The 12,557-nt window shown below is 32.3% G+C and carries 12 protein-coding genes; 7 read left to right on the top strand and 5 right to left on the bottom strand.

What is annotated here, in order from left to right; all coding sequences use genetic code 11:
* Positions 1-276 precede the first annotated feature (276 nt).
* A complete protein-coding gene (locus tag M4I23_RS10435; RefSeq protein WP_158844420.1) occupies positions 277-849 on the bottom strand; it encodes a cob(I)yrinic acid a,c-diamide adenosyltransferase in 573 nt (190 codons plus the stop codon).
* A gap of 287 nt (positions 850-1,136) precedes the next feature.
* Here M4I23_RS10435 and M4I23_RS10430 point away from each other — a divergent pair, with 287 nt between their 5' ends.
* Positions 1,137-3,212 (top strand): OmpA family protein, encoded by a 2,076-nt coding sequence (locus M4I23_RS10430; RefSeq protein ID WP_249754352.1) that lies wholly within the window; start codon positions 1,137-1,139, stop codon positions 3,210-3,212.
* A gap of 126 nt (positions 3,213-3,338) precedes the next feature.
* Here M4I23_RS10430 and M4I23_RS10425 read toward each other — a convergent pair whose 3' ends face one another.
* From M4I23_RS10425 to M4I23_RS10415, 3 genes are read right to left on the bottom strand one after another with little or no spacing between them, the layout of a single operon-like run.
* Entirely contained in the window at positions 3,339-4,109 is a 771-nt protein-coding gene (locus M4I23_RS10425) for a class I SAM-dependent methyltransferase (protein WP_249754351.1), read from the bottom strand.
* A gap of 51 nt (positions 4,110-4,160) precedes the next feature.
* Positions 4,161-4,526 (bottom strand): fluoride efflux transporter CrcB, encoded by a 366-nt coding sequence (gene crcB, locus M4I23_RS10420; protein ID WP_249754350.1) that lies wholly within the window; start codon positions 4,524-4,526, stop codon positions 4,161-4,163.
* A 7-nt stretch (positions 4,527-4,533) separates the two neighbouring features.
* Positions 4,534-5,568, bottom strand: a complete 1,035-nt coding sequence (locus M4I23_RS10415) for a GyrI-like domain-containing protein (protein ID WP_249754349.1) — start codon at positions 5,566-5,568, stop codon at positions 4,534-4,536.
* A 191-nt stretch (positions 5,569-5,759) separates the two neighbouring features.
* Between M4I23_RS10415 and M4I23_RS10410 the strand changes: the two genes are divergently transcribed.
* The 4 genes from M4I23_RS10410 (at position 5,760) to M4I23_RS10390 (ending at position 10,107) form a co-directional block, all read left to right on the top strand.
* Positions 5,760-7,799, top strand: coding sequence for a dipeptidyl peptidase 3 (locus M4I23_RS10410; protein WP_249754348.1), 2,040 nt, complete (start codon positions 5,760-5,762; stop codon positions 7,797-7,799).
* A gap of 526 nt (positions 7,800-8,325) precedes the next feature.
* Positions 8,326-8,712, top strand: a complete 387-nt coding sequence (locus M4I23_RS10400; RefSeq protein ID WP_249754347.1) for a nucleoside triphosphate pyrophosphohydrolase family protein — start codon at positions 8,326-8,328, stop codon at positions 8,710-8,712.
* Positions 8,713-8,799: 87 nt separating this feature from the next.
* Positions 8,800-9,333 carry a TlpA disulfide reductase family protein gene (locus M4I23_RS10395; protein ID WP_158844406.1) on the top strand — a complete coding sequence of 178 codons (534 nt, stop codon included), beginning with the start codon at positions 8,800-8,802 and terminating at the stop codon, positions 9,331-9,333.
* Between the two features lie 12 nt (positions 9,334-9,345).
* Positions 9,346-10,107: a thioredoxin family protein gene (locus tag M4I23_RS10390; RefSeq protein ID WP_249754346.1), complete on the top strand. Its 762-nt coding sequence runs from the start codon at positions 9,346-9,348 to the stop codon at positions 10,105-10,107.
* Between the two features lie 102 nt (positions 10,108-10,209).
* Here M4I23_RS10390 and M4I23_RS10385 read toward each other — a convergent pair whose 3' ends face one another.
* Entirely contained in the window at positions 10,210-11,277 is a 1,068-nt protein-coding gene (locus tag M4I23_RS10385; protein ID WP_158844404.1) for a branched-chain amino acid aminotransferase, read from the bottom strand.
* Positions 11,278-11,369: 92 nt separating this feature from the next.
* On the opposite strand from M4I23_RS10385, the gene M4I23_RS10380 reads away from it, so the two are divergent.
* Together M4I23_RS10380 and mnmD are read left to right on the top strand one after the other, a co-directional pair.
* Complete coding sequence (locus M4I23_RS10380; protein ID WP_249754345.1) at positions 11,370-11,873, top strand: DUF4920 domain-containing protein; 504 nt, start codon at positions 11,370-11,372, stop codon at positions 11,871-11,873.
* A gap of 2 nt (positions 11,874-11,875) precedes the next feature.
* A complete protein-coding gene (mnmD, locus tag M4I23_RS10375; protein WP_249754344.1) occupies positions 11,876-12,556 on the top strand; it encodes a tRNA (5-methylaminomethyl-2-thiouridine)(34)-methyltransferase MnmD in 681 nt (226 codons plus the stop codon).
* The last annotated feature ends 1 nt before the right edge of the window (position 12,557 follow it).

Genomic DNA, 12,557 nt, shown 5'->3' with positions numbered 1-12,557 from the left:
TAGTTTAAACACACAAGTAAAAAATGAATTATTTAATCATTAATTTTAAGAACGTATCCTTTTGTACTCTAAACAGTTGAAATTTATTATTGCGTTGTTAATAATTCTAGCAATATTTTTGCTTTATTTTTTTTTGGCGTTACCACAAGGGTCGGGCTTTCTCTACTCGCTCCCTTCCGTTGGTCGGGGAGCTCAAACATGCCGTTCAATCCCTAACGCGGTTTCGCTTTCTAACTCAAAATATAGCTTTTTAATTTAAACTTCCAATAAAATAATTTAATATTTTTCCGGAATCCATTTAATTTCATTTGCTTGTAAGTCTAAAGACAACTTTCGTGCCAATACAAAAAGATAGTCCGAAAGTCTATTTAAATACTTTAAAGCATTTGCTTCAAAGGGTTCTAAGTCGTTAAGTGCGGTTGCTAAACGTTCGGCTCTACGGCATACACAGCGTGCTATATGACAAAATGACACTGTTTGATGTCCGCCCGGAAGTACAAAATGCGTCATTTCGGGTAAAGCTTCGTTCATGTTGTCCATAGCCTGTTCCAAAAGTTCAATATCTCCTTTGGAAATCTTCTCGATATTCAAACGATCTTTACCGTTTTTTAAAATAGCTTTTTCAGGATCGGTAGCCAAAATAGCCCCAACCGTGAATAATTTATTCTGGACATGGGTAATTAAATCTTTGTATGTTTCATTAATATCTTGGTCGCGAATTAGCCCTAAATGAGAGTTTAATTCATCTATGGTGCCGTAGCTTTCTATCCGGATGTGGTGTTTGGGTACACGCGTTCCTCCAAATAAGGCAGTGGTGCCGTTGTCTCCTGTTTTAGTGTAAATTTTCATAGGTTAAAGGTAATTGTTAAAAAAGAAAATATCAAAAAGATTAATGTAAAAATAAGCTTAAATTTTAAGGCTAATTTATTTAAAGTTTATCATTTCTACCAAGAGTTTGGTTGCTTTTATTTAACATATCTTTAAGAAATCAGGAGTATTCCTAATAATCTCATTATTAAAATAGGGGTATTCAAATAAATTTTGTAATAATTGGTTGTAAGTTAATTAACACTTATAGATTTAAAGTAAAACCTTTATTTTTGCCGGAAACAACATGAAAAAAATATAGTTTAATTATGAAAAAAATATCATTAATAGTATTATTGATTATAGGTTCCATGAGTGCCAAAGCGCAGTCGTATATTGGATATCTTACAGATAATTACAGTGGTGTAAATAGCGTTATAGCTAACCCCGCTAATATTACAGATTCTCGTTTTAAAACAGATATTAATTTAGCAGGCTTTAGTGTTTTTGCTGGTAATGATTATTATGGTGTACATCTTTTAGATGCTACCAAAGATGGATACGATTTTGATTTAGATGCAAAGAAATCGCCATCTACAGATAATAATGCAGCTATTAATTTAGATGTTATGGGCCCGGCGTTTATGTTTAATTTAACAGAAACTAGCTCTTTAGCTATTTTTACTAGAGCACGAAGTTTTGCTAATATTTCTGAAATTAATGGCGAGTCTATTGACGCTCTTGATGATGATGAAACCGATGATTTTAATGTAGATGAAGGAGATTTCAATATGCTAGCTAATGGTTGGGCAGAATTAGGTGTAACGTATGCTAGAGTATTAATGAACAAAGAACAGCACTTTTTAAAAGGAGGTCTTACTGTAAAGTATTTACAAGGTGGAGGAACGGCGTATGCTAGCGGTAAAAATATAACTGTGGATTATGATGCAGATGGAATTGATGCTAATACCGGAAGTGTATCAACCAGAGGTGAATTAACTTATGGTCATTTTGCTGATTATGATGACGATGATTATGATTATGAACTTCCAGATGCTACAGGTTTTGGTGCAGATTTAGGTTTTGTTTACGAGTGGAGACCAGATTATGGAGATTATAAAACGACGAATGTAGATGGAGATACGTATTCACATAAATACGAAAATAAATATAAATTAAAATTAGGATTGTCTATTACAGATATAGGGATGATTAATTACAAAGAAACAGAGCGAGAAAGATTCGATGTAACTAAGTCTAATTTTGATGAAGATGATTTTGATACAGGTGATAATTTTACCGAAACCTTAACTAATGTGTATGGTTTACCAACTACAGCTACTGGGTATAAAGTAAGTTTACCAACAGCGATACATTTAAATGCAGATTATAGTTTTACTAAGCATTTGTATGTAAACTTAAATACCGATTTGTCTCTTATTGCTAAAGGAAAAGAGAGTGCAAACCGTATTTCTAACATTGTTTCATTAACACCACGTTTCGAAAGTAAATGGTTTAGTTTCTTCGTGCCTGTAAGTGTTGTACAATACAACGGTTTTCAAGCTGGAGCTGGATTTAGAGCAGGACCTTTATACATTGGTTCAGGATCTGTACTTACTGCTTTAACTAGTGATAACTCTAAAGGTGCCGATGTATATGCAGGTTTGAAAGTTCCTGTTTATCAAGGTAAACCAAAAGATAAAGACGGAGATGGTATTATTGATAAATTAGATGGCTGTCCAAAAGAAGCAGGTCCAATTGAAAACAATGGTTGTCCTTATTTAGATAGTGATGTAGATGGTGTTATGGATAACGAAGATGCTTGTCCTGATATAGCTGGTCCAAAAGAAAACAAAGGTTGCCCATGGGAAGATAAAGATAAAGATGGTGTTTTAGATAATAAAGATGCTTGTCCTAATCAAGCAGGCCCAGAAGAAAATAATGGTTGTCCTTGGGCAGATAAAGATGGCGATGGCGTTTTTGATAAAGATGATGAATGTGTTAATATTGCTGGTACAGTAGCTAATAAGGGTTGTCCGGAAGTAACTGTAGAGATTCAAAAAACTTTGAATGCTTATGCTAAAACAATTTTGTTTAATTCAGGGAAATCAACAATAAAATCTGAGTCTAATCAGGTTTTATCAGATATTATAGATATTTTAGGTCAATATCCAACAGCTAAGTTCTCTGTAGAAGGTCATACCGATAGTTCTGGTAGTGATGCCTTAAACCAAAGATTATCAGATTCTAGAGCAAATGCAGTAAAAACGTATTTAGTAGAAAATGGTGTAGATGCATTTAGATTATCTGCTATGGGTTATGGAGAAAGTAAACCAATTGCTAGTAATGAAACATCTAAGGGTAGAGCAGAAAACAGAAGAGTAGAAATTAACTTAGTAAAGTAATTATTCTACAAAAATAATAATTAGATATTTTATTAAAAAAAAGTCTCAGGGTTTAATTACTCTGAGACTTTTTTTATTTAAATGAATTTTGAAAGATGTATTTATCCGCGTTAAGAAAAAAAATATTTAAGCTCGAATTATAAAATCTTCCCTAACTTGTTCTTTTCTGAAAAACACAAATCCCCAGAAAAAGGTATCTATAGTAACTGTAACTTTTGGATGTTTTTTAATAATCTCCCAAGCTTCGGTCATGCCTTTAGACCAATAAATATCATCAAATATAAAAACAGAATCGTTGTGAGCGGTTTCTAAAAGGGATTCAAAATAAAGTAAAGTCGCGTCCTTTTTATGATTGCCATCAAAGAAAACTAAATCGTAAGTGTTTGCTTTAAGCTTTTCTATTTCATTATTAAAATCACCAGTAATCATTTTTATGTTTTTAAAATCGAACTTTTCAAAATTCGATTTGGAAAAAGCAGCAATATTAGGGCAACCCTCAATAGTTGTTATATGTGCGTCTGGGTTCCCTAAATGTAACGCTGTGGTTGCAATGCCTAAAGAAGTTCCTAGTTCAAGGCTGTTTTTAGGTTTGAAATAAAGAGATAGTCTATATAAAAGTTTAGCACGTTTATTGGTGGATCCTGCGTTTTTAGCCATTTTAGAAATAACCCGCTCTTCTTGTTTCATAACTTGAGAGCCTGCACCTAAATCTGTTATTTTGATGCTATTGGTATTCTCTTTAAGTGTTTTCTTGTAGCCGATTATTTTTTTATAATCGGGATACTTCTTTTTATCGTAAAAACATTTAGTAATTAAATCATAAACAAAAGGGGAGTGGACGCCGTGCTGATTGCTTGATTTTAAAAGAAATTTAAAGTATTGGGTAATTTGATACACGTTTAAATTGACCGTTTTTAGTATTTTGGTTATTACTAGTTTATATTATTTTTACTTCGTTAAATACATTCCAAAAAACACAGCTAAAACGGCAACTATAAAACTAGCAATAGTATATATAGCAAAACTAGTAAAATCTCCCGATTTTAAAAACATATGATTTTCGTAAGCAAAGGTAGAGAAAGTTGTAAACCCACCGCAGAAACCAGTAGCTAAAAGTAAGGTTTGGTTTTGAGACAAATTATCATTTTTGGCCGCTAAACCTAAAATAATACCAATAAGTAAACTACCTAAAATATTGGCGAGAAATGTGCCATATGGAATACCGTTTCCATAGTTATTTAAAAACTTGCCAATTAAATAACGTATTACACTACCTAAGCCACCACCAATAAAAACGAATAAAAGTTGTTTCATTTAAAAACTAATCATCAAATGGTTTTATAGCAATGTATATTTCGGTAATCCAATCTGCTGGATTCGGTGTTTTTGATGGGGCGGTTTCGTAAACTTCAAGCATTGGTCCTTGTTCTAAGTTTTCTAAACCATTTTCAGGAATATAAGCTGTTGCTTTAGCCCATGCTTTTTCTAAATATTTGTAATTCCCTTGTAATGTTGTTTTAACGGCATTAAAAGGAGGTAAATGTCCTGTTAGAATATCACTTTCGTTAGAAATTATTTTTTCTGTGGTTGGTATACAGCAAGAAAACATAACAGTGTTATTCTCTTCATCCCATTTATAGTAATTTATGAACGGTGTGCCTGCTATTTTAATTTTATTTTTATCGGCGTATGCTTTAATTCGAGGAAGCATTTCTTGCATTTTACTCGATAACTCATTTATTTTACATGAAGCTGCAATATATAAATAGTAACCACCGCCATGGGTTGTAATACCGTTTATTTTTATGCTGTATTTTTGCATATTAGCATTAACAACACTATCGAGTTTAAATAAACCACGTTCAAAATCGGGGCCAACAGATTTTTCGAAAGGACCAGAAAAAGCGGTATACATTTTAGCCATAAAATCTTGTTTTCCGCTCATACTCCAAGTCACTTTAGTGCCTTTGTTTTCAGGCTCAAAGTTCCATTCAATATTCGATTCACTTTCAAAAGGAGTAACGAAATTTAGTTTTTGCGAAATAGATTTGTTCTCAGCTACAGCTAAAGTCGTCATGTTTCCTTCACCCAAAATCTCTCCATTCCATGCATAACCTGCATCAATACCAATTGTTTTTTCTAAATATGTAAGTGTTGCTTTTGGCTCTTGTTCTAGCCAAGGCGAAAAATCTATCCAGTTTTTATAATCGTTTACTTCATTAAAAACGACGGGAGTTGGAGCTGTAATTATCCGACTTCTAGAAAAGGTATATTCGTTGGGCTGTACCGCAATATATATAGATGTTCCAATAATCATTATAAGTAAAAGAAATAAAATATACTTAAAAGCTTTCATTGCATATTATTTAGAGAGAAAATATTTAACTCAAAGGTAATCATTTTTAAAATTCGATTAATAAATTATTACATTTGTTGAGTTAATAATAGCTTTTTAGTAGTGAAATGTTCTAATTTTGTACTAAATAAGAATGGTAGAATGTTGTAAAGAGCTGTTTTTGTAAGTTAAATAAAATAATAATTCAAATTATGAAACTAAAATCAATTGTAGGTATTGCAATTATTAACCTGATGCTGTTTTCGTGTGGTAATGAAAAGGCTGATAAGAAAGAGGTTGTAGATGCGAGTAAAGAGGCTGTTGCGTTTAATTACAATGTAGAGCAATTTGCCGATATTAAAATATTGAAATACCAAATTCCTGGGTGGGATAAATTAACTTTAAAAGAGCAAAAGTTAGTTTATTATTTAACGCAAGCAGGTTTATCTGGTCGCGATATTATGTGGGATCAAAATTATCGTTATAACTTAAGAATTAGAAAAGCGTTAGAGCATGTTTATACAAGTTACGCTGGTGATAAAACATCAACAGATTGGACAAGTTTTGAAACTTATTTAAAACGTGTTTGGTTTAGTAATGGTATTCATCATCATTATTCTACAGATAAATTAAAACCTGAATTTTCTTCGGAATATTTAAAGGGATTATTAACTGAAACAAGCACAGAATTAGATAGCGAAGCTTTTGAAGCGATATTTAATGATGAGGATTTTAAAAAAGTAAATCAAGCTAAGGGTGTTGATAATGTTGCGCTTTCGGCTGTTAACTTTTACGGACCAAATGTTACTAATGCAGATGTTGAAAGCTTTTATAACGAAAAAGTTTCTCCAAACGCAGATAAGCCTTTATCTTTTGGTTTAAACTCACAATTGGTAAAAGAAAATGGTGTTTTAAAAGAACGTGTTTATAAATCTGGAGGACTTTACGGTGCTGCTATAGATGAGGTTGTAAAATGGTTAGAATTAGCTAAAGGTGTTGCAGAAAATGAAGCTCAAGGAAATGCTTTAGGTCTTTTAATAGATTATTACAAAACAGGTGATTTACAAACTTGGGATGATTATAATGTGGCTTGGACAGGCGCTACAGCAGGAAATATTGATTATATAAACAGCTTTATTGAGGTGTATAACGATCCTTTAGGTTACCGTGGATCTTATGAGAGTATCATCCAGATTAACGATTTTGATATGTCTCAAAAAATGAAGGTTTTATCAGATCATGCACAGTGGTTTGAAGATAATTCTCCTTTAATGCCAGAGCACAAAAAAGAGAATGTTGTAGGTGTAACTTACAAGGTTGTAAATGTTGCTGGCGAAGCTGGAGATGCTTCTCCTAGTACGCCAATTGGTGTTAATTTACCAAATGCAAACTGGATTCGTACTGCTGTTGGTAGTAAATCTGTTTCATTAGGTAATATTGTAAATGCATCTAATAATGCTGGAAGTACTGGTAGATTGGAAGAATTTGTTAATGATGAAGAGGAATTACTTTTAGACGAAGAATACGGGCAATTAGCGCATAAATTACATACTGCGTTACATGAAGTTATTGGTCATGCCTCTGGTAAATTAAATCCAGGTGTTGGTGAAACTAAAGAAACTTTAAAAAATTATGCATCTACTTTAGAAGAAGGTCGTGCAGATTTAGTTGGTTTATATTATTTATACAACCCAAAACTACAAGAATTAGGGTTAGTAACCGATTGGGAAAAGGTTGGTAAAACTGCTTATGATGGTTACATAAGAAATGGTTTAATGATGCAATTAATTCGTTTAAACTTAGGTGATGATGTAGAAGAAGCACACATGAGAAATAGACAATGGGTTTCCGGTTGGGCTTTTGAAAAAGGAAAAGCCGATAATGTTATTGAAAAAGTAACTCGCGACGGGAAAACATATTTCAATATTAATGATTATGCAAAACTACACGATCTTTTTGGAGAATTGCTAAAGGAAACGCAACGTATAAAATCTGAAGGTGATTACAAGGCTGTAGAGGCTTTAGTAGAAGGTTATGGTGTAAAAGTAGATCAAGCTATTCATGCTGAAGTTTTAGAGCGTAATAAGCAATTTGATTCTGCGCCTTATACAGGTTATGTTAATCCTATTTTGGTTCCGGAAACTAATGATGCCGGTGAAATAATTAAGGTAAACGTTGAGGAGCCTGAATCTTTTGTAGATCAGATGCTAACATATAGTAAAAGATATAGCTTTTTACCAGAGGTGAATTAAGCATTGAATTATTTGTAAATAAAAAAAACAGAACCTTTATTCAAGGTTCTGTTTTTTTGTTTACACTAAAAGTTAAAAGAATTAAATTTACTAGGATAAGTAAACCAATAATAATTAGTAATTTCATAATCGTATAATTTAACAACTATTTTATAGATGCGCATTTTTTAGAAAGGTTGCGTGAAATATTTGTAAAATTATTCTGAAGTTTAAAATGATTGATTCATCATTATCTGTTTTGTGATATAAATGAAAAATAATCAGCCTACTTCAAGAAAACCTTAATAGCAACAATAGAAAGAATAAAAGCTATAAAGCCGAATAAAACCCAAATACTTCCGCTGTAAAAACGTTTGTGGACTTTTAAATCTTTTCGGTAGGTAAAACCAATAATTATGGCAAACACTATAAAGAATATTATCCCGAAAATCATTTGACCACTACTAAACATATCGTTATTTTTATGCAAATTTAATTAATAGTTACGAGATTTCTACCTTAGCGGAAATTAAAAACAATAGAATTTATGAAGAATAAAATAGAAGCAGTAAAAGCCTTTCATACAGCATATAAAATAGGACATAGAGAAACTCCAAAGGCAGATTTAGGCAATGCTAAAAATATGCTCCGTTTTAATTTAATGAAAGAAGAAAACGAAGAATACTTAGAAGCGGCAAATAACAATGATTTAGTAGAGGTAGCAGATGCTTTAGGCGATATGCTTTATATATTATGTGGTACTATTATAGAACACGGTATGCAACATAAAATTGAAGAAGTATTTGAAGAAATACAACGTAGTAATATGAGTAAACTAGGCGAAGACGGAGAGCCAATTTATCGTGAAGATGGAAAAGTGCTTAAAGGACCTAATTATTTTAAACCGAATATTGCAGAAATTCTAGATAAATAATTTTAGTTATTTTTAAAACTATTATTAAACCTTTTGTAAAGAGAAAAGTCTAATTAAAATAATTAGTGTTTGAAATTAATTTTTTAAATGAAAAATAAAAGTTTTTTAATCAATCTTATTGTTGTTTTTTGTTTTGTAATAAGTTGTAAAGACGATAAAAAAGAAATTACTGATACAAATAAAGTTGTAACAGAAATTAATGAAAACATTCCTGTTTACGATTTTAACACGTTAGAGCCTTTACTTTATACCGAAAGCGATAAAACGTACTTAATAAATTTTTGGGCTATGTGGTGTTTACCATGTGTTGAGGAATTACCATATATTCAAGAGTATGCCAGTAAAAATCCAGATGTAGAAGTTATTTTGGTTAGTATGGACTTTCCAAAAGATATAGAAACTAAATTGAAACCTTTTTTAAAGAAAAAAAATATAAGTTCTAAGGTCGTATTGCTAGACGATCCAGATGCAAACACATGGATTAATAAAATAAATCCTAATTGGTCTGGAGCAATTCCATATACTATAATATTTAATAAAGAAAAGCGTTTTTACTACGAGCGTTCTTTTGAGGATTTACGAGATATCGAAGATGAAGTAAATAAAAATTTTGATAAATAAATAGAATTAAAAATGAGAAAAATTAGTGTGTTAATAGCAACAATAACAATGTGTTTAGCGGTTTTGGTGTCGTGTAAAGATGGTGGAAAAAAGAATACTGAAGTATCTACTGAAAATCATCAAGGCGATTATAAAGACCACCCGCACGATGGTGATCGAAAAGGTCCGCCACATGGAGGTGATAGAAAAGGACCACCTAAAGGAGGTTCTCCGGAGCAAGCCAAAACCTTAGAAGAAATTGGAGGTTATAAAATAGGAGAACAAGCAACCGATTTTAATCTTAAAAATGTTGATGGTTCTATGGTATCATTGGCGAGTTACGATAATGTAAAAGGTTATATTGTAACATTTACTTGTAATGAATGTCCGTTTGCAAAAATGTATGAAGATCGTTTAATAGCATTACATAATGAGTATGCTCCTAAAGGATATCCTGTAATTGCAATTAACCCAAATAGTCCGGAGAATGAAAAAGAAGGTTATGCAGCTATGCAAACTCGTGCAAAGGAAAAAGGTTTCCCTTTTGCATATCTTGTAGATGAAGGACAAAAAATATATCCGCAATATGGAGCGGTAAGAACACCTCACGTGTTTTTATTAGATGCAGATCGCAAAGTACAATATATTGGTACTATTGATGATAATGCAAAATCTGCCGAAGATGTAAAAGTTAAGTTTCTTGAAAATGCTATATCAGCTTTAGAAAACGGAACTAAACCAAGTCCAGAGATTACAAAAGCTATTGGCTGTCCAATAAAAGCAAATAGAAGCTAAAGGAATAAATTTGTTTCATAAAAAAAGAGAGAAATCTAAAATAGATTTCTCTCTTTTTTTTATTCAAAAATTCACATAGAACCAAAAGGTTTTACGTAAAATTTATTTTACAGCGTAACGCCATCCAAAAGGATCTTCAGTTTTATTCGTTTGAATATCAGTAATACGCTTTTTTAAATGGCTAGCGTAAGTGTCTTCTAATTCTGGTAAATCAAAATCTTCATCTTTATACCCAAAACCAGAGATTGGTGAGATTACCGCAGCAGTTCCTGCTCCAAACATTTCTTTTAACGATCCGTCCTTGGCAGCTTCAACAACTTCTTTTACTGTAATTTTTCTAACTTCAACCGGTATGTTTTCAGCTTCAGCTATTTGAATAATACTTCTACGCGTAATACCATCCAAAATTCTATCACTCGTTGGGCCTGTAATTAATGTATCGTTTATGCGTACAAAAATATTCATTGCACCAGCTTCTTCAATATATTCGTGTGTATTATCGTCGGTCCAAATTACTTGTTGGTAACCTTTTTCTATAGCTAATTGTGTTGGGTAAAATTGCCCAGCATAATTACCTCCAGCTTTTGCGAAACCTACACCGCCGTTTGCAGAACGTGAGTATTTTTCTTCAATTAAAACCTTTACTTTTCCTGAAAAATAAGCTCCCGATGGTGCTGTACAAATTATAAACTTATAAGCATCGGCAGGTGAGGCATGAAAACCGTTTCCTGAAGCAAAAATAAACGGACGAATATATAATGAGCTTCCTTCATTTTTAGGAATCCAATCGCTATCAACTTCTAATAACGTTTTTAACCCATCCATAAAATAGTTCTCAGGTAATTCAGGAATTGCTAATCGTTTAGCAGAAATGTTTAAACGTTTAAAGTTTTCTAACGGACGAAATAACCAGACTTTCTCATCGGCATCTTTATATGCTTTCATACCCTCGAAAATCGATTGTCCGTAATGGAAAATCTTTGACGCAGGGTCTAAAGTAATCGGCTCGTAAGGCGTAACCTTTGGGGTTTGCCACTTACCGTTTTCATAGTTGCACACTAACATGTGGTCTGAAAAAACACTTCCAAACTTTAAATTGTCAAAATCTACATCATTAATTTTTGTAGATTTTGCTTTTATAATCTCGATGTTGTTGATTATAGCACTCATATTGTTCATATTTAGATTGTAAATTTAAGTAAATTCGTTTTTAAAATTTGGGTATATTTACAGAAATTGTATAAAATCTAAACATTCATCAAATGAAATCACTTTTTCTCACTTTTATTTGCGTTTTTTTTATGATATCATGTAAAAAGAAAGCAGATGTGCAACAAGCCGAACCTACTAAAACAGAAACGGTTAGTTATGCTTCCTTCGGAAATAAAATTATAGCCGACGATGCTATTCCTGCAACTTCCATGGCTTCGCATTATAAATCTATGAATGTTGGAGATAGTATTCCTTCAAAAATAAAAGCTAAAGTAAATAGTGTTTGTCAAGCAAAAGGTTGTTGGATGCGTTTAGATTTGGAAGATGGTAACGAAGTAATGGTTAAATTTAAGGATTACGGTTTTTTTATGCCGAAGGATATAACCGGCAAAGAAGTTATTATTAATGGAAATGCATTTGTTACCGAAGTTTCAGTCGATGAGCAACGCCATTATGCAGAGGATGCTGGAAAAACCAAAGAAGAAATAGCACAAATTATCGAACCTAAAAAGACGTTTTCTTTTGAAGCCGATGGTGTACTTTTAAAACAATAAATTTGAAACGAGAAGTTGTAATAACAGCCGATGGTTCGTCAACCATCCATTTACCAGATTGGAACGAGCAATATCATTCTAAGCATGGCGCCATTCAAGAAGCTTATCATGTGTTTATAAAACATGGTTTGCAATATTTTTATACAGAAAATATAAAGGATGAATTAGAGAGCATTTCTATTTTAGAAATCGGTTTCGGGACGGGTTTGAATGCCTTTATTACTTTTTTAGAAGCAGAAAAATTAAACATCAAAACAAATTATGTTGGAGTAGAGGCGTATCCTGTTTCTTCGGAAGAAATAACTTTGTTAAATTACGCTAAGGAGTTAAAAGCAGAAGAAAACGAGACTGTTTTTAAGGCACTTCACGATGTTACTTGGAATGAAAAACATGATATAACTCCTCTTTTTTCAATTGAGAAACAGAAGAAATTTTTTGCAGAAATAAAAGATGAAGACGTTTTCAATATCATTTATTTTGATGCTTTTGGAGCTCGTGTTCAACCAGAGTTATGGACAGAGCCTATTTTTGAAAGTATGTATAAAGCGCTAAAGAAAAACGGTGTTTTAGTAACTTATGCAGCAAAAGGAAGTGTGCGTCGTGCTATGCAAGCTGTTGGCTTTACAGTACAGCGTTTAGAAGGTCCTCCAGGAAAACGAGAAATGTTACGTGGGATTAAATAGG

The sequence above is a fragment of the Algibacter sp. L4_22 genome, assembly GCF_023473045.1.
GTDB lineage: Bacteria > Bacteroidota > Bacteroidia > Flavobacteriales > Flavobacteriaceae > Algibacter.
The sequence above is the reverse complement of the archived record's forward strand: the minus strand, read 5'-3'. Positions and strand labels throughout refer to the sequence as shown.

What these genes read in the sequence shown, in the direction of transcription:
- M4I23_RS10435 (WP_158844420.1), bottom strand. Translation starts at nt 849, where the DNA reads ATGAAAATTTACACTAAAACAGGAGACAACGGCACCACTGCCTTATTT.
- M4I23_RS10430 (WP_249754352.1), top strand. Translation starts at nt 1,137, where the DNA reads ATGAAAAAAATATCATTAATAGTATTATTGATTATAGGTTCCATGAGT.
- crcB (WP_249754350.1), bottom strand. Translation starts at nt 4,526, where the DNA reads ATGAAACAACTTTTATTCGTTTTTATTGGTGGTGGCTTAGGTAGTGTA.
- M4I23_RS10415 (WP_249754349.1), bottom strand. Translation starts at nt 5,568, where the DNA reads ATGAAAGCTTTTAAGTATATTTTATTTCTTTTACTTATAATGATTATT.
- M4I23_RS10410 (WP_249754348.1), top strand. Translation starts at nt 5,760, where the DNA reads ATGAAACTAAAATCAATTGTAGGTATTGCAATTATTAACCTGATGCTG.
- M4I23_RS10400 (WP_249754347.1), top strand. Translation starts at nt 8,326, where the DNA reads ATGAAGAATAAAATAGAAGCAGTAAAAGCCTTTCATACAGCATATAAA.
- M4I23_RS10395 (WP_158844406.1), top strand. Translation starts at nt 8,800, where the DNA reads ATGAAAAATAAAAGTTTTTTAATCAATCTTATTGTTGTTTTTTGTTTT.
- M4I23_RS10390 (WP_249754346.1), top strand. Translation starts at nt 9,346, where the DNA reads ATGAGAAAAATTAGTGTGTTAATAGCAACAATAACAATGTGTTTAGCG.
- M4I23_RS10385 (WP_158844404.1), bottom strand. Translation starts at nt 11,277, where the DNA reads ATGAGTGCTATAATCAACAACATCGAGATTATAAAAGCAAAATCTACA.
- M4I23_RS10380 (WP_249754345.1), top strand. Translation starts at nt 11,370, where the DNA reads ATGAAATCACTTTTTCTCACTTTTATTTGCGTTTTTTTTATGATATCA.